Origin of the sequence: Afifella sp. IM 167 (assembly GCF_020144925.1) — a bacterium.
Classification (GTDB): Bacteria; Pseudomonadota; Alphaproteobacteria; order Rhizobiales; family Afifellaceae; genus Afifella.
In genome coordinates, this window is the sequence record NZ_NSLC01000013.1 from 1 (window position 1) to 16,041 (window position 16,041).

The following is a 16,041-nucleotide window of genomic DNA, read 5'->3' on the forward strand; positions in this document are numbered from 1 at the left end:
TTTCCAAACCCCGCCCCGCCGCGCTAAGAGGAGGCATCCGAGGGGTGTGCGGGAAACCGCGCTGAGATGGCCGTGGCATCGGTCGAACCCTTTGAACCTGATCCGGGTCATGCCGGCGAAGGGACGGGCCGTCTCTCCAGCACGCGCATGAGCCACAACGAAAAGGGCTTCGTGCTGGGCATCTTCGGCCTCCGCCTCCTCCTCGTCGTCGCGCTCCTGCTTGCCTGGGAAGGCCTGGCGCGCGCCACCGGCGTGCCGCGCTACATCCTGCCGGCGCCGAGCGCGCTCCTTTCCGCCTTCATGGCGATGCCCGGCTATTTCCTCTCCGAGGCCGGGGTCACCCTCGCCGAGATCCTGGTCGGTCTTCTCGTCGGGGCGGCCTTCGGCGCCGCGACGGCCATCCTCGTCGTCGCCTCCCCGGCGCTGGAGCGGCTCGCCATGCCGCTGCTGGCGGCGAGCCAGGCCCTGCCGGTCTTCGCCATCGCCCCGCTCCTCGTCATCTGGTTCGGCTTCGGCATGGCCTCCAAGATCGTCATGGCCGGCCTCATCATCTACTTCCCGGTCGCCACCGCCTTCGCCGACGGGCTGAAGCGCACCGATCCGGGCCTTCTCGATCTCGCCAGGCTGAACCGCGCCTCGCGCACCGCCACCTTCCGCCTGATTCGCATCCCCGCCGCCCTGCCCTCCCTCGCCTCGGGCCTGCGCGTCGCCGCCTCCATCGCCCCGATCGGCGCCGTCGTCGGCGAATGGGTGGGCGCCTCGGCCGGCCTCGGCTTCATCATGCTGCAGGCGAATGCCCGCATGCAGACCGACCGCGTCTTCGTCGCCCTCTTCCTCCTCGCCGCGATGGCGATCGGCCTGCGCTGGGCCGTCGACCTCGTCCTCAAACGCCTCCTCGCCTGGGTTCCGGGCGAGGCCTCGTAAGAACAACAACGAAAGGAAAGCCATGCCGGCACGTCTCATTTCCGCCCTCGCCGCCCTCCTCCTGTGGAGTGCCCCGGCCGCGGCGGCCGACCGCCTCACCCTCCTCCTCGACTGGTTCGTCAATCCGGACCACGCCCCGATCGTGATCGCCAAGGAGAAGGGCTATTTCGCCGAGGAGAACCTCGACGTGGAGATCATCCCGCCGGCCGATCCGAGCGCCCCGCCGCGCCTCGTCGCCGCCGGCGAGGGCGACATCGCCGTCTCCTATCAGCCCAATCTCTATCTCCAGGTCGAGGAAGGCCTGCCGCTCGCCCGCTTCGGCACGCTGGTGGCCACGCCCCTCAATTCGCTCGTGGCGCTGAAGGACGGGCCGGTGAAGAGCCTTGCCGACCTCAAGGGAAAGACGGTCGGCTTTTCCGTCGGCGGCTTTGAGGATGCGCTCTTGAAGATGATGCTCGCCGGGGAAGGCATGACGCTCGATGACGTGAAGCTCGTCAACGTCAACTTCGCCCTCTCCCCGGCCCTGCTCGCCGGGCGCGTCGACGCCGTCATCGGCGCCTTCCGCAACTTCGAGCTCAACCAGCTCGATATCGAGGGAAAGCCGGGCCTCGCCTTCTATCCGGAGGAAAACGGCGTGCCGCCCTATGACGAGCTCATCTACGTCGCCCATCGCGACAGGCTCGATGACGACCGCCTGCCGCGCTTCCTGGTGGCCGTGGAAAAGGCGACGCTCTGGCTGACCAATCACCCGGAGGAGGCGCTGGAAGTCTTCGTGAAATCCCATCCGGACCTCGACGACGACCTCAACCGCCGCGCCTTCGTCGATACGTTGCCGCGCTTTGCCAAGAGCCCGGCCGCGCTCGATGCCGCGCGCTACCGCCGCTTTGCGGATTTCATGAAGGAGCAGGGGCTGGTGAAGAACGAGCTGCCGGAGCTTTCCACCTACGCCCGCGCGCTCGACTGATCAGAAAGGCAATGGGCCTCTCACGGGGCCCATTGCTGCATGACGTTCTCGAACACCTTGTCGCCGGGAATACCCTTCTCGAAGGTGATGAGGGCCCGCTGGCCGCTGTTGAAGAGGATCGGCAGGTCGAACCAGGACCCGCTGCGCAGAAGCTCCAGGTTCCGGTCCACCTGATCGGGCGTGTCGGAAAGCGCGATCCAGAATAGGTCGCCCGTCACGTCCACGGCCGCGCCGGCCAGCGGCTGCCCGCGCGCCTGCTCGTTCGGCTTCAGCACCAGAGCCGGCACCCGCTGCACCGTCGTTCCATCCACCAGCACGCCGGAAAAGGCGATCTCGATGAGATGGCTCGCCGGCAGGGCCACGTCGCTGTTCTTCGACATGGTGATGGTGACGGTCGAATTGCGGTCCGGAATGTCGATCGTCGCCTGGATCGCCGGGCTGCCGTCGTCCTTTTCGACGCTCGTCCAGGAAACGGCGCCGTTGACGGCCTGTCCGGCCGCGCCGTCGGCACCCTGCTCGTAGAAGATGGCCCGCTGGCCGACGAGAGGAGCCGCCTGCTCGCTGCTGGGCGCAGGGCCGGCAAGCTCGGTGCCCGCACCCGCTTCGGCGTCCGGCGCCGGCTCGTCGGTACCCATATCCATCGGCTGTTCTTCGGCCGTCGAGGGCGACGGGGCCGGCGTGGTCGCGGGCCCTGAGAGCAGCCTGTCCTCGTCCTTGCCTTCCACCCGGTCGGCTTCCACCACACCGGTGAGCGGCGAGGAAGGCGCCTCGGCGGCCTGTTCGCTGCTCGTCATGCCGCTTCCGGCCGTCCCGGTTCCGCCCGCATCGGTTCCGGCCGTGTCGCTGCCGGCATTTTCGTCCGAAGCCGTCCTGCCCGACTGGTCGGTGATGTCGTGATAGGCGGTGACGATCGTGTCCCACTGCGTGTAGGCCAGCGCGCCGACGCCGCCGAGGATGAGGACGATCAGCACGAACGCGACGAGAGCCGGCGCGCGTGAGGTCTCCACCCGCTCGGAGGGATAGGGCGGAGGCGCGTCGTCGGCGGGGCCCTTCTTGTCCTTGCCGCCCGGCGCGGGCGTCCCCTTGCCGGCAGGTCCGGGCTCCGCTTTGCCGGCGGGTCCGGGCGCGCCGGCAACCTTCTTGCCGTCGTCGGGCTTGCGCCCGGCAGGCCCCGGCAACGGCGCCGCCACAGGCGCCGGCTTCGCATCGCCGTTCTTCGGCGCGCCAGGCTTCGGCTCGCCGTTCTTCTGTTCACCGGTCTTCGGCTCGCCCGCCTTCGGTTCGGCTGCCTTCGGCTCCTGCGGCCTCGGCTGGTAGGGCGAGGGCTTGAAAGGCTGCGGCTCCTGCGGGCGCGCCTCCTCCGCCTTCGGTGCGGCCGGCTTTTCGGCGGGCTTCGGCTCGGGAACGGGCCTTGCGGCCGCCGGCGCCGGCACGGGCGCTGCCCGTTCCGGCGGGGGCGGCGGTTCCGCCTCGCGTTCCGGCTCCTCGTCGGGCTCCTCGTAGCCACCCGCCTCGGCGAATTCGGTCTCGACCGTGTCGATCGCCTCTTCCAGGGCCTGGTGATGGCCCTCGATCTCGTCGGCCGGCAGCGGCGGCTCCACGGAGGTCAGCTGCCGGGCGAGAGCGGAACGTGCCCGCTCATAGACGGCCTGCCGCATATCCGGCCCGTCATCGGGCAGGCTGGCGATAGAGCGTCTTAGAATTGCGACGTAATCGGGCATATTGCTTGGGAAAACTGGGTGGCTGTCAGGTTAACGACAAGGCTTAGTCCTGAAACGGGTCTCGGACAAGGATGGTATCGAGACGTTCCGGGCTCGTCGACAGGAGAGCGACTGGGGCCTCGATAAGTTCCTCGATTCGGCGCACATATTTCACGGCCTGCGCGGGCAGATCGACCCAGCTGCGCGCCCCGGCGGTCGAGCCGGACCAGCCTTCCAGCGTCTCGTAGATCGGCTTCAGCCTCTCCTGTTTGGCGATTCCCGCCGGCAGGAAAGCGATTCGCTCGCCGTCGATCTCGTAGCCGACGCAAACCTTGATCTCCTCCAGCCCGTCGAGAACGTCGAGCTTGGTGAGCGCGATTCCCTGAATCCCCGACACCTTGACCGTCTGGCGCACCAGCGCGGCGTCGAACCAGCCGCAGCGGCGCTTGCGCCCCGTCACCGTGCCGAATTCGCGGCCCCGTTCGCCGAGGAAATTGCCGATCTCGCCCTTGTCCTCGGTGGGAAAGGGGCCTTCGCCGACGCGCGTCGTATAGGCCTTGGTGATGCCGAGCACGTAGTCGAGCGCCGATGGCCCGATGCCGGAGCCGGCCGAGGCCTGGCCCGCCACCGTGTTCGACGAGGTCACATAGGGATAGGTGCCGTGGTCGATGTCGAGCAGCGCGCCCTGCGCGCCTTCGAACAGGATGCGGGCGCCGGCCTTGCGGCGCTGGTCGAGAAGCGCCCAGACCGTCTCGGCGAACGGCATGACGCGCTCGCGTACCGCCTCCAGCTCCGCCATGAGGCTCGCCGGCTCGATTTCCTTCTCGCCGAGACCGCGCAGGAGCGCGTTGTGGTGCACGAGAAGCCGGTCGATCTTCGCCGGCAGCGTGTCCCATTCGGCAAGATCCATGACGCGGATCGCCCGCCGGCCGACCTTGTCCTCATAGGCCGGGCCGATGCCGCGCTGCGTCGTGCCGATCTTCGCGCCCGGCGCGGCGGCGTTTTCCCTCAGCCCGTCGAGCCGCTGGTGCAGCGAGAGGATGAGGCAGGCGTTGTCGGCGATGCGCAGCGTCTCGGGCGTGACCGTGACGCCGAGCTCGGCCAGCCGGTCGATCTCGGCGATCAGCGCATGCGGGTCGAGCACGACGCCGTTGCCGATGACGCCGAGCTTGCCCGGCCGCACGACGCCCGAGGGCAGAAGGCTCAGTTTGTAGGAGACGCCGTCGATGACGAGCGTATGTCCCGCATTGTGCCCGCCCTGGAAGCGCACGACCACATCCGCGCGCTCCGACAGCCAGTCGACGATCTTTCCCTTGCCTTCGTCGCCCCATTGCGAGCCGACGACCACCACATTCGCCATTTGATGAGAGCCCTTCCGAGAGGCATCCTGAAAATACCCGAGAGCGACTGCCCTCTTTTCAGGCCTGCCGTCAACCATGGCGGCGATCCTTGCCCGGATTGAGGCGGAAAAGGCACCGGCGACCGCATGTCGCCGGTGCCCTGACTTTTTTGCCGATGCCGGTTCTTATCCCGGTGCGCGGGCGAACGTGCCTTCGGGAAGGACCGCCGGCCGGGGCACCAGCATCGGCACGCAGGCCCGGTAGCGGCGGTAGGTATCGCCGAATTCGCGGATGAGCGAGCGCTCCTCGAAGTAAAGGCCGATGAGGATGTAGGCCGTCATCGCCGCTGCGAAGACGAGATGTCCGACCGTCATATGCGGGGTCGCGAACAAGAGCACGATCATCCCGGCCTGCATCGGATGGCGCACGATCCGGTAGAGGAAGGGCGTGCAAAATTCCGCCTCCGGTTCCGGCTCGCCATGGAAATGCCGGCGCACCTGCGCCACGCCGAAGAGGGCCATATGGTCGATCGCATGGGTGGAAAGCAGGACGAGGGCGAGCCCGAACCCGAAGAGGAGATAGGCCAGGACCGCGCCCGCGCCGTCGAACGCCCAGATGGTCGCCGGCAGGGCGCGCCACTGCCAGATGAGGAGAGCGAGAAAGAACGTCGACTGCAGGACGAAGGTACTGCGTTCGGCCGCCTTCGGGATGAACCGGGTCAGCCGGCGCTTGAAGCCCTCCCGGGCCATCAGGCTGTGCGTGAAGCCGAAGAGGGCGATCAGGCCGAGATCGACGGCGAGGGCGGCACCGGGCGGGGTGTCGCTCGCGCTGTTGATCGTCTTCGGCAGCGGCAGCTCCAGGAGGAATCCTGGCAGATAGAGAAACACGAGATTGAAGGCCGCATAGGCAAAGAACCCATAGGCGGCAATGAGGTAGCGGTTCATGTCGGGCTCCTTGGAGGGGTCTTCCCCCGGAGCCCGCCGATCTATCGCGCTTTGCCGCGGGCGAGCATGATGTAGCTCACACTCGCCCGGGCGCCCTCCCCGCTCAGAAGACGAGCGGCTTCACCTGCTGCACATTGTCGAGCTTGTTGATGGCGTCCATCAGATCCGGCGCCACGGCCTGGTCGACGGAGACGAGCGCGATCGCGTTGCCGCCCTCGAAATCGCGGCCGAACTGCATGCGGGCGATGTTGATCCCGGCTTCGCCGAGCAGCGTGCCGATTCGCCCGATAAAGCCCGGCTTGTCGTTGTTGGTGATGTAGAGCATGCGCTCGGAAAGCTCCGCCTCCATGTTGATGCCCTTGATCTGGATGATGCGGGGCTTGCCGTCGGCGAAGACCGTTCCGGCGACGGAGCGCTCCTGCTTCTCGGTCGCGATGGTGAGGCGGATATAGGTCTCGTAGGCCCCGCGCTGCTCGCGCCGCACCTCCTCCACCTGGATGCCGCGCTCCTTCGCCGCCGCCGGGGCGGAGACCATGTTCACCGTCTGCAGGAGCGGCTGCAGGAAGCCCGTCAGCGCGGCGGCCGTCATCGCCTTGGTGTTCATGTCGGCGACGACGCCTTCGTATTCGAGCCGCACGCGGCGCACCCCCGTCTCCGTCAGCTGCCCGGCGAAGGAGCCGAGCTGCTCGGCCAGCCGCACGAACGGGGTAAGCCGCGGGGCCTCCTCCGCCGAGATCGACGGCATGTTGAGCGCGTTGGTGACCGCCCCGGTCGTCAGGTAGTCGGCCATCTGCTCGGCGACCTGGATGGCGACGTTCTCCTGCGCCTCCGTGGTGGAGGCGCCCAGATGCGGCGTGCACACGACGTTCGGCGCGCCGAAGAGGATGTTCTCCTTGGCCGGTTCCTCCGAGAACACGTCGAGCGCCGCGCCCGCCACCTTGCCGCTGTCGAGAGCCGCGCGCAGCGCCGCTTCGTCGATCAGCCCGCCGCGGGCGCAGTTCACGATCCTGACGCCGTTCTTCATCTTTGCGATCGCCTCGGCGCTGATGATGTTGCGCGTGCGATCCGTCAGCGGCGTATGCAGGGTGATGAAGTCGGCGCGCCGGAAGAGGTCCTCCAGCTCGACCTTCTCCACGCCGAGATCGGCCGCATGCTCGGGCGACAGGAACGGATCGAAGGCGACGACGCGCATGGAAAGGCCGATCGCCCGCCGTGCCACCACCGAGCCGATATTGCCGCAGCCGATCACGCCGAGCGTCTTGCCGGTGATCTCCACGCCCATGAACTTGGACTTTTCCCACTTGCCGGCCTGGGTGGAGGCGTCGGCGGCGGGAATCTGGCGGGCGCAGGCAAAGAGCATGGCGATGGCGTGCTCGGCCGTGGTGATGGAATTGCCGAAGGGCGTGTTCATCACGATGATGCCCTTGGCCGTGGCGGCCGGCACGTCGATGTTGTCGACGCCGATGCCGGCGCGGCCGATCACCTTCAGCTTGGCGGCTTCGGCGAGCACCTTGTCCGTCACCTTGGTGGCGGAGCGGATGGCAAGGCCTTCATATTCGCCGATCGCGGCGAGCAGGGCTTCCTTGTCCTTGCCGAGCTCGGGGCGGAAATCCACTTCCACGCCGCGCTCCTTGAAGATGTTGACCGCGGTGTCGGAAAGGGCGTCGGAAATGAGGACGCGGGGCTTGGTCATGATGCTGTTCCTTGATGCGCCGCTCCGGCCGCGCGCGCTGTCGCGCCGCGCCGAAAACCGGCATTGATCTCTTCGGGTTGAACGGGGACCGGCGCCCGCAGGCGCCGGCCTGCGGGCGGTATCGGCTAGGCCGCCTTCTTGGCGGCGTTCATCTCTTCGGCGAAGGCCCAGTCGAGCCACGGCGTCAGCTTCTCGATGTCCGCCGTCTCAACCGTGCCGCCGCACCAGATCCGCAGGCCCGGAGGCGCGTCGCGGTAGGCGCCGATATCGAGCGCGACGCCTTCGGCCTCCAGCCGCGCCGTGAGCGCCTTGGCGAAGGCCGCCTGCTCGGCCTCCGGCCGCGCCGTGATCGCCGGATCGACGATCCTGAGACAGACGGAGGTGTTGGAGCGGATCGCCGGATCGGCGGCGAGGAAGTCCACCCAGTCCGTGCGCTCCACCCAGCCGGCGAGCGCCGCCGTATTGGCGTCGGCGCGGGCGACAAGGCCCGCAAGGCCGCCGACGGAACGCGCCCAGTCGAGCGCGTCGAGATAGTCCTCGACGGCGAGCATCGACGGCGTGTTGATCGTCGCGCCTTCAAAAATCTCGGCGTTGAGCTTGCCGCCCTTCGTCATGCGGAAGATCTTCGGCAGCGGCCAGGCGGGCGCGTAGCTTTCCAGCCGCTCCACGGCCCGCGGCGACAGCACCAGCATGCCGTGCTGCGCCTCGCCGCCGAGCACCTTCTGCCAGGAGAAGGTGACGACATCGAGCTTGTCGAAGGCAAGGTTCTGGGCAAAGGCGGCGGAGGTCGCGTCGCAGATCGTCAGGCCTTCGCGGCCCGCCGGGATCCACTCCCCGTCCGGCACCTTCACGCCGGAGGTCGTGCCGTTCCAGGTGAAGATCACGTCGCGGGAAAAATCGACCTCGCCGAGATCGGGAAGCTCGCCATAGCCGGCTTCCAGAACGCGCACGTCCTTCAGCTTCAGCTGCTTGACGATGTCGGTCACCCAGCCGGAGCCGAAGCTCTCCCAGGCGAGCACGTCGACGCCGCGCGCGCCGAGCATCGACCACAGCGCCATTTCCACGGCGCCGGTATCGGAGGCGGGCACGATGCCGATCTTGTAGTCGGCCGGCACGCCGAGAATGTCGCGGGTGTCCTCGATCGCCTTCTTCAGCTTGGCCTTGCCGCCCTTGGAGCGGTGCGAGCGGCCGAGAAAGGCATCGGAAAGCGCTTCAAGCGTCCAGCCTGGGCGCTTGGCGGTGGGTCCGGAGGAAAAGCGGGGATTGGCCGGGCGCGTTGCCGGCTGCGGAGTCATGCTCATGTCAGTCTACCCTTTCAGATAGGCGCTCCGCGTTGGGGCGGAGTGTCCCGCCGCCGCGTTTAGAGAAGTTCGGCCCGGCGTGCAACTGCGACGTTTCGGCAGACACCTCAGGTGCCCGCTGCAGCCCTCCGCGCTGCCCACCCGAGCGCCCCCCAAAACCCCCTTCCCCAAAACCAGAACGGGCCGGCTGATGCCGGCCCGCTCCAGGCAGAGAGAGATGTTGCGCTTAGTAGGCCGCCGCCACCGGCGCTCCGTAGGCCGGCTCTCCGTAGGAGGGCATGGCCGGCATGGAGGGGCCGCCGAAGGTGTAGCGCATGCCCAGCTTGATATCGTGCGAGTAGAGATCCTCGAACTCGGCCGGGTTGTAGATCGTGCTGTTGCCGTTGAAGTCGACGATGTCGCCCGAGCTCGCATCGCCGAGGCTGACATAGGAGTAGCCGAGGTCGATGGCGAGATTCTGCGTCATCTGGTAGGCGACGCCCGCATGCAGCGCCCAGGCGAGGTTCCACTCGCTGTGCTCGCCGCCATAGCCGCCGCCGCCCGTGCGGTCGTTGATGTCGGTGATGCCGTGGATGGTGTTGCGCGATGCGCCGATACCCGCGCCGACATAGGGCGAGATGCCGTTCCAGGTGCCGAGGTCGAAATAGGCGTTGGCGAGGAACAGCCACTCCGACTTCATCGCCGTGTACTGGTTCGTGCCATTGTCGGTGTCGGTCGGCAGGTAGCCGTTGCCGTTGGTGTCGTAGCGGTCGAAGGCGTGGAAGCTCGTCTTGCCGCGATACTGGCCGGTCAGGTCGACGCGCGCCCAGGAATTGAACTGGTAGCCGACGCCGACATTGACGAGGCCGCCGCTGTCGAAGCTCGGATCGTTCACGTACTCCCAGGAAGCCGCCGAATCGAGCACCGCATTGTGCAGGTCGTCGACGCCCTGGTTGGTGATGCCGATGTCGCCGCGCAGATACCAGCCGCCGAAGGAAGGCGGAACCGGCAGGGGCTCCGGCTGCACGATCGGGGGAAGAAGGTCGGCGGCGTAGGCTGCCGGCGCCGCGGTCAAGGCCGTGACGCTGGCAGCGAGCGCCATGATGGCACGGTTCAGCATGGTCGTCCTCATCTCGTTTGCGGCACGCGGAAAGCGGGGAAGCCGTTCAACGCTGAAAGAACTACAGACCATTGTTTAAGAAGGACTTAACCATGCGGGTTAACCACGTCCGTTAGTCTTAACAAACGCCTAATCCCGCCGGGCTGCCGCTCCGGCCCGGCTCGGCGGGCGCGTCCGCGCCGCCCCCTCTTTTCTCCCGCGAACGGCGCGAAAGCCCAGCGCGCGCAGCTCCTTAGAACGGCTCCAGAACATAGTGTTTGACCTGCCCTGGGCGTTCTGCTTGGCTCCGCGCCGCTACAGCAACAGCTGCAGCTTTCCTTTGATGTCAGGGCCTTGAACCCTTTCGATTGGAGGACTTCATGTCTGTAGAGTATCCCGCCGTGGCCGCCGCGCCGCGGTTACTTTTGTCTCTCGCCGCGCCTCATGCTGCGGCGCCTCATCTCCCGACCGGCCGGAATGCGGGCGTTATCGGCTCCCGCCGTGGCAGATGGTGCAGGCCATGAACGCCTGTCCCTTCGCCGGATATTGCGGCTATCTCGATCGGCCGGCCGAACAGCTGGTGGTCAACGGCTTTCGCCTCTGGGTCGCCGGCTATCAGACCGGCGAGATCGAACACTGGAGCGAGGCCTGGAACCTCTTCGCCCAGCGTGTCGGCGATTCACGGGCCCGCACCTCCGTCACCCAGCTTGCCTACTGGGTGCGCTCCATCTTCCTGTGGCGCAGCGATCCCATCCGCTGCTTCGCTTCGGGCTGTCCGCATATCTGCCGCGACGAGTGCCTGGCCGTTTCCATGATCTCGGCGTGCCAGAACCAGGACAGCACCTGCCTCGAATTCTGCCTCGGCCGTTTCTGCGGATTCGCCGATCGCAGCGAACCTCTGGAGGCGGCGCTCAGCTTCGCCTCCGTCCTGGATTCGCAGGGCCAGCGGCTGATGCCGGTGCCCTGCGAAGTCGTGCGGGGATTGGTGGAGACGCCCCTGCCCCGCACATATCATTAGGTCATCCATGGCCCTCTCACTGACCCTTGAACTCAGACGGAGATCGACATGATCGGAAGAATACTGGTCGCAAGCGGCCTGACACTGGCATCGGCAGCGGGGTTTGCCCGTGCCGATACGCCTGACGCCACGGCCGTCCTCGCGACCTACGCCGATATCGCGGCGGCCGGCTATGCCGATTCCCTCGCCACCGCGAAGGAGCTCGACACGGCGATCGACAAGCTCATCGACGCGCCGAGCGAGGCGAGCCTGAAGGCCGCGAGGCAGGCCTGGCTTGCCGCCCGCGTGCCCTACCAGCAGACCGAGGTCTACCGCTTCGGCAACCCCATCGTGGACGAATGGGAAGGCCGGGTGAACGCCTGGCCGCTCGACGAGGGCCTGATCGACTACGTCGCCGGCGGCTACGGCTCCGAATCGGACGAGAACGCCTTCTACACCGCCGACATCATCGCCAACCCGCAGACCTCCGTCGGCGGCGTGGCCATCGATGCGGAGAAGATCACGCCCGAGCTGATCTCCACGACGCTGCACGAGGTCGGCGGGGTCGAGGCTAATGTCGCCTCCGGCTACCACGCCATCGAGTTCCTCCTCTGGGGCCAGGATCTCAACGGCACCGATGCAGGCGCCGGCGAGCGGCCCTGGACGGACTTCTCCACCGAGAACTGCACGGGCGGCAATTGCGAGCGGCGCGCCGAGTATCTGAAGGCCGCTTCCGAGCTCCTCGTCTCCGATCTGCAGGAAATGGCGGAGAACTGGCAGGAGGGTGGAGAGGCCCGCACGGGCCTTCTGGAAGGCGACCCCAAGGAAGGGCTCGTCGCCATCTTCACCGGCATGGGCTCGCTTTCCTATGGCGAGCTCGCCGGCGAGCGCATGAAGCTCGGCCTCATCCTCCACGATCCGGAGGAAGAGCACGACTGCTTCTCCGACAACACGCACAACTCGCACTACTACGACGCCAAGGGCGTGCGGAACGTCTACCTCGGACGCTATGAGGGTCCGGACGGCAAGGTCGTCGAGGGCCCGAGCCCGGCCGACCTCGTCAAGGCCGCCGCGCCCGAGGTCCATGAGGAGCTGGTCAAGCGCCTCGACGAGACCATGGCCGCGATGCAGAGGATGAAGGATCGCGCCGAGGGCGGCGAGGCCTACGACCAGATGATCGGCGAGGGCAACGACGAGGGCAATGCCGTCGTCCAGGCCGCCATCGACGGTCTGGTGGCGCAGACGCAGTCGATCGAGCGGGCCATCGCCGCGCTCGATCTCGGCAGCATCTCGCTGGAAGGCTCCGACAGCCTCGACAATCCGGACGCGGTCTTTCAGTAAGAACAGGTCCATGAAAGCCGGGCGGCGCCTTGCCGCCCGGTCATCATTTCAGGTGCAATGAAACTTCTTCCCTTCTTTCGCGGGGCCATCCTCGCCGCCTCGGCCCTCGCCTCCGGCCTCGCCCTCGCTGCGGATGCAGGGCCGCCGGAACGGCCCGATCTCGACGCCGCCTTCCTCAAGCGGGCGCGCGCCGTCGTTGAGCCGACCGACGATTTCTCCAAGCCGGAGCGTTTTGAGAAACTGCCCGGCGGCGCGACCTCCGTGGAGCGCTTCGACCGGGACGCCTTCTCCCAGCCGGCCGCGAACCTTTCCTTCGAGGGCCGCTCCCGTTTTTCCATCGGCAACGGCGTCTTCAGGAAGCTCTGGGTGGCGGCCCCTTCCTCCACCAGGTCTTCCGACGGGCTCGGGCCGCTCTACAACGCCCGCGGCTGCCAGCGCTGCCATCTGAAGGACGGGCGCGGCCATCCGCCGGGCCCGGACGACAACGACGCCGTCTCCTTCCTGATCGGCCTGTCGGTGCCGGCGCTGGAAGGCACGGCCGAAGAGCCGCAGACCTCCTCCGAGCAGGTGATCCCCGAGCCGACCTACGGCGCCCAGCTGCAGGATTTCGCCGTCGGCGGCGTCGCCCGCGAGGGGCGCATCCGCATCGATTACGAAGAGATCGAGGTGCCGCTCTCGGGGGGCGAGACCGCCACGCTCCGCAAGCCGACCTACACGATCGAGGACCTTGCCTACGGGCCGCTCCACCCCGACACGATGATCTCGCCGCGCATCGCCCCGCAGATGATCGGTCTCGGCCTCATCGAGGCGATCCACGACAACGACATCATGGCCAAGGCCGACCCGGACGATGCCGATGGCGACGGCATCTCCGGCAAGGCCAACCGCCATATCGACCTTGCGACCGGCAAGGCCGCGATCGGTCGGTTCGGCTGGAAGGCGATCCAGCCGACCATCCTGCAGCAGAGCTCCTTCGCCTTTGCAACCGATATGGGCCTCGATACCTCGGTCGTGCCGGAGCCGCGCGGCGACTGCACGGAAAATCAGGAAGCCTGCCTCGCCGCCCCGATCGGCGCCGGGGAAGGCGAGCACGAAGTGCCCGACGACCTCCTGGCGCTTGTCGATTTCTACGCCCGCCATCTCGCCGTGCCGGCACGCAGGGATGTGGACGACAAGGAAGTGCTGCGTGGCAAGGAGGTCTTCTATGCCCTCGGCTGCACCTCCTGCCACACGCCGAAATACGTCACGATGGACACCGAGGCGGTTCCGCCGGCGCTTCGCCGCCAGCTCATCTGGCCCTATACGGACGTTCTCCTCCACGACATGGGCGAAGGCCTTGCCGATCATCGCCCGCAGGGCCTTGCCGATGGGCGCGAATGGCGCACCGCACCGCTCTGGGGGATCGGCCTGACGAAACAGGTCAGCGACCACACCCTCTATCTGCATGACGGGCGCGCCCGCAGCATCCTGGAGGCGATCCTCTGGCATGGGGGCGAGGCAGAGGCCGCGCGCGACGCCGTCACCGACCTGCCGCCGGAAGACCGCGCCGCCCTCATTCGTTTCGTGGAGTCGCTTTGATGCGTCGCCTTATCCTCCCCCTCCTCATCGCGGCCGGCGCGGCATTCGCCTCTGCGCCGGCTCTGGCGCAGGCGATCGACGAGAGCGCCGTCGCCGCCGCGGACCGGCGGGTGCTGGACGACTACATCCGCCCGCAGATCGCGGAGCTCCGCCAGGAGACGCTGGCGCTGGCGAACGCGCTCGACGGGCTTTGCGAGGAGCCGTCCGGAGCGAGCCTTGAAGGCGCCCGCGGCGCCTTCGGCGAGGTCGTGCGTGGCTGGGCGCGCCTGCGCTTTCTGCGCCTTGCGCCCTTTGTGGAAGATCACCGGCTGGAGCGCTTTCATTTCTGGCCCGACCCGCGCGGCATCGGCCTGCGCCAGGTACAGGGGCTTCTGGCCGAAAAGGACGAGACGGCGACCGAAGCGGCTTCTCTCGCCGGCAAGAGCGTCGCGCTGCAGGGCCTCGGGGCGCTGGAATTCGTCCTCTTCGGCACGGATGCCGAGGCGCTCGCCGCGCCGGGTGCCGACTTCCGCTGCCGCTATGGATCGGCGATCGGCGGCAACCTTTCGCGCATTGCCCTTAATCTGCAGGAAGCTTTCGCCGAGGGCGCCCCCTTTCCCGCGATCTTCACCGAACCGGGCCCTCAAAATCCCGCTTACCGCGACCACGGCGAAGCCGCGGAGGACCTTCTCAACAATGCCGGCGCGACGATCGAGCTCTTGAAGGACAATTCGCTCGGCAGGGCACTCGGCGAAAGCGCCGAGACGGCCCATCCCAAACGCGCCATCTTCTGGCGCAGCGACCTGACGACCGCCCATGCTTCGAGCCTCGTTGCCGGCATCGGCGACATGCTGGCCGTGGCCGACTTCAAGCCTGCCCTCGCCGAACAGCAGCGCTGGGTGAGCGATTCCCTCGCCTTCGAGATCGCCAATGTGGAGAGTGCCCTTGCCGGCGCCTCTTCCCCCTTCACCGAGGCCGTGCGCGACGAGAAGCAACGCGCCGAGCTCATGCGCGCCGCCTTCACCCTGCGCAATGTGCGCGACCTCGTCGCCACCGCCCTGCCGCAGGGCCTCGGCATCCAGCTGGGATTCAATGCGCTCGATGGAGATTGATCGCCGCACCTTTCTCTTCGGCACGGCGATCGCGCTGGCGCCGATGCCGGCCCGTGCGCTCGGCCTTTCCGGCGCGCGCGAGGAGCTCTTTGCCTCCACCTGCCAGCTCCCGGACGGCAGTTACGGCCTTGCCGTCTTCGGCCTTTCCGGCGGCGTGCGCTTCACCTATCGCCTGCCGGCGCGCGGACACGACGTGGCGCTGTCGCCCGATCGGCGGAGCGCCGTCGTCTTCGCCCGCCGTCCCGGCACCTTCGCGGCCGCCTTCGACCTGACCCGGCAGAGCGAGCCGCAGATCTTTTCATCGCCCGAGGGGCGCCATTTCTACGGCCACGGCACCTTCTCGCCGGACGGCCGGCTCCTTTATGCGACGGAGAACGATTTCGACGGCGCGAGAGGCATCGTCGGCATCTACGATCCGGCTGCCGGGTACCGGCGCATCGGCGAGTTCTTCTCCGGCGGCATCGGCCCGCACGAGCTCGTCTTCCTGTCCGCCCGCCGCCTCATCGTCGCCAATGGCGGCGTGGAGACCCATCCGGCGACGGGCCGGCGCAAGCTCAACCTGTCGCGTCTGGATTCCAATCTCTGCCTCATCGATCCTGCCCACGGCGAGATCCTGGCGACCTTCCGCACGCCGGCGGGAAGCCGCGACCTTTCCATCCGCCACATGGGCGTCGACGCCAACGACGACATCTGGATCGGCTGCCAGTCGGAGGGCCCGGCAACGCAGACCCCGCCGCTCGTCGGCCGGCTCGGAAAAGAGGGGGACGTTGCCCTGTTCTCCGCTCCCGAAGCGGTACAGGCGACAATGCGCAACTACATTGGCGACGTCGCCGTCAGCGCCGACGGCCTGCGGGTGGCGACATCGGCGCCGCGCGGCAACCGCATCCTCGTCTGGGACCTGTCGGGCAACCTCATCGAGGCGGCGCCGATCCCCGATTCCTGCGGGATCACCGCCTCCGGTGCCTCCACCTTCCTCGCCACGCGCGGCGACGGCACCCTCGCGGAGATTGGCGGGCGGAGCGAGGCGCATCCCGGCTTTCGCTGGGACAATCACGTCCACACCTTCGAGCCGGCCTCAAAAGTCTGAGCG

The 16,041-nt window shown here is 67.6% G+C and carries 13 protein-coding genes and 1 riboswitch; of the genes, 7 read left to right on the forward strand and 6 right to left on the reverse strand.

Going from position 1 to position 16,041, the window contains the following annotated elements:
- The first annotated feature begins 30 nt into the window (after window positions 1-30).
- Window positions 31-141, forward strand: a riboswitch (TPP riboswitch).
- Window positions 142-147: 6 nt separating this feature from the next.
- Together CLD20_RS18825 and CLD20_RS18830 are read left to right on the forward strand one after the other, a co-directional pair.
- A complete protein-coding gene (locus tag CLD20_RS18825; protein WP_224408216.1) occupies window positions 148-924 on the forward strand; it encodes an ABC transporter permease in 777 nt (258 codons plus the stop codon).
- Window positions 925-946: 22 nt separating this feature from the next.
- Window positions 947-1,888: an ABC transporter substrate-binding protein gene (locus tag CLD20_RS18830; RefSeq protein WP_224408217.1), complete on the forward strand. Its 942-nt coding sequence runs from the start codon at window positions 947-949 to the stop codon at window positions 1,886-1,888.
- Between the two features lie 20 nt (window positions 1,889-1,908).
- On the opposite strand, the gene CLD20_RS18835 is transcribed toward CLD20_RS18830, so the two are convergent.
- From CLD20_RS18835 to CLD20_RS18860, 6 genes are all read right to left on the reverse strand, one after another.
- The gene (locus tag CLD20_RS18835; protein ID WP_224408218.1) at window positions 1,909-3,546 is read right to left on the reverse strand and encodes a hypothetical protein; all 1,638 of its coding nucleotides are present in this window, start codon (window positions 3,544-3,546) and stop codon (window positions 1,909-1,911) included.
- Window positions 3,547-3,652: 106 nt separating this feature from the next.
- Window positions 3,653-4,948 carry an adenylosuccinate synthase gene (locus CLD20_RS18840; protein ID WP_224408219.1) on the reverse strand — a complete coding sequence of 432 codons (1,296 nt, stop codon included), beginning with the start codon at window positions 4,946-4,948 and terminating at the stop codon, window positions 3,653-3,655.
- A 165-nt stretch (window positions 4,949-5,113) separates the two neighbouring features.
- Entirely contained in the window at window positions 5,114-5,872 is a 759-nt protein-coding gene (locus tag CLD20_RS18845; protein WP_224408220.1) for an isoprenylcysteine carboxylmethyltransferase family protein, read from the reverse strand.
- A gap of 103 nt (window positions 5,873-5,975) precedes the next feature.
- The gene (serA, locus tag CLD20_RS18850; protein ID WP_224408221.1) at window positions 5,976-7,565 is read right to left on the reverse strand and encodes a phosphoglycerate dehydrogenase; all 1,590 of its coding nucleotides are present in this window, start codon (window positions 7,563-7,565) and stop codon (window positions 5,976-5,978) included.
- Between the two features lie 125 nt (window positions 7,566-7,690).
- Window positions 7,691-8,866 (reverse strand): phosphoserine transaminase, encoded by a 1,176-nt coding sequence (locus CLD20_RS18855; RefSeq protein ID WP_224408222.1) that lies wholly within the window; start codon window positions 8,864-8,866, stop codon window positions 7,691-7,693.
- A gap of 226 nt (window positions 8,867-9,092) precedes the next feature.
- A complete protein-coding gene (locus CLD20_RS18860) occupies window positions 9,093-9,965 on the reverse strand; it encodes an outer membrane protein (RefSeq protein WP_224408223.1) in 873 nt (290 codons plus the stop codon).
- A gap of 499 nt (window positions 9,966-10,464) precedes the next feature.
- Between CLD20_RS18860 and CLD20_RS18865 the strand changes: the two genes are divergently transcribed.
- Genes CLD20_RS18865 through CLD20_RS18885 form a run of 5 tightly spaced genes read left to right on the forward strand, consistent with a single transcriptional unit; the run spans window position 10,465 to window position 16,038 of the window.
- The gene (locus CLD20_RS18865) at window positions 10,465-10,962 is read left to right on the forward strand and encodes a hypothetical protein (RefSeq protein WP_224408224.1); all 498 of its coding nucleotides are present in this window, start codon (window positions 10,465-10,467) and stop codon (window positions 10,960-10,962) included.
- A gap of 48 nt (window positions 10,963-11,010) precedes the next feature.
- The gene (locus CLD20_RS18870; protein WP_224408225.1) at window positions 11,011-12,282 is read left to right on the forward strand and encodes an imelysin family protein; all 1,272 of its coding nucleotides are present in this window, start codon (window positions 11,011-11,013) and stop codon (window positions 12,280-12,282) included.
- Window positions 12,283-12,339: 57 nt separating this feature from the next.
- Window positions 12,340-13,860, forward strand: coding sequence for a di-heme oxidoredictase family protein (locus CLD20_RS18875; protein WP_224408226.1), 1,521 nt, complete (start codon window positions 12,340-12,342; stop codon window positions 13,858-13,860).
- The gene (locus CLD20_RS18880; protein WP_224408227.1) at window positions 13,860-14,951 is read left to right on the forward strand and encodes an imelysin family protein; all 1,092 of its coding nucleotides are present in this window, start codon (window positions 13,860-13,862) and stop codon (window positions 14,949-14,951) included. Before CLD20_RS18875 ends, CLD20_RS18880 begins: the two co-directional genes overlap by 1 nt.
- Window positions 14,941-16,038 carry a DUF1513 domain-containing protein gene (locus CLD20_RS18885; RefSeq protein WP_224408228.1) on the forward strand — a complete coding sequence of 366 codons (1,098 nt, stop codon included), beginning with the start codon at window positions 14,941-14,943 and terminating at the stop codon, window positions 16,036-16,038. Before CLD20_RS18880 ends, CLD20_RS18885 begins: the two co-directional genes overlap by 11 nt.
- Window positions 16,039-16,041: the final 3 nt, after the last annotated feature.

Excerpts from the sequence above, each read along its gene's own strand:
- CLD20_RS18875 (WP_224408226.1), top strand. The coding sequence starts at position 12,340 with ATGAAACTTCTTCCCTTCTTTCGCGGGGCCATCCTCGCCGCCTCGGCC.
- CLD20_RS18855 (WP_224408222.1), bottom strand. The coding sequence starts at position 8,866 with ATGAGCATGACTCCGCAGCCGGCAACGCGCCCGGCCAATCCCCGCTTT.
- CLD20_RS18870 (WP_224408225.1), top strand. The coding sequence starts at position 11,011 with ATGATCGGAAGAATACTGGTCGCAAGCGGCCTGACACTGGCATCGGCA.
- CLD20_RS18845 (WP_224408220.1), bottom strand. The coding sequence starts at position 5,872 with ATGAACCGCTACCTCATTGCCGCCTATGGGTTCTTTGCCTATGCGGCC.
- CLD20_RS18840 (WP_224408219.1), bottom strand. The coding sequence starts at position 4,948 with ATGGCGAATGTGGTGGTCGTCGGCTCGCAATGGGGCGACGAAGGCAAG.
- CLD20_RS18825 (WP_224408216.1), top strand. The coding sequence starts at position 148 with ATGAGCCACAACGAAAAGGGCTTCGTGCTGGGCATCTTCGGCCTCCGC.
- serA (WP_224408221.1), bottom strand. The coding sequence starts at position 7,565 with ATGACCAAGCCCCGCGTCCTCATTTCCGACGCCCTTTCCGACACCGCG.
- CLD20_RS18880 (WP_224408227.1), top strand. The coding sequence starts at position 13,860 with ATGCGTCGCCTTATCCTCCCCCTCCTCATCGCGGCCGGCGCGGCATTC.
- CLD20_RS18835 (WP_224408218.1), bottom strand. The coding sequence starts at position 3,546 with ATGCGGCAGGCCGTCTATGAGCGGGCACGTTCCGCTCTCGCCCGGCAG.
- CLD20_RS18885 (WP_224408228.1), top strand. The coding sequence starts at position 14,941 with ATGGAGATTGATCGCCGCACCTTTCTCTTCGGCACGGCGATCGCGCTG.
- CLD20_RS18865 (WP_224408224.1), top strand. The coding sequence starts at position 10,465 with ATGAACGCCTGTCCCTTCGCCGGATATTGCGGCTATCTCGATCGGCCG.
- CLD20_RS18860 (WP_224408223.1), bottom strand. The coding sequence starts at position 9,965 with ATGCTGAACCGTGCCATCATGGCGCTCGCTGCCAGCGTCACGGCCTTG.
- CLD20_RS18830 (WP_224408217.1), top strand. The coding sequence starts at position 947 with ATGCCGGCACGTCTCATTTCCGCCCTCGCCGCCCTCCTCCTGTGGAGT.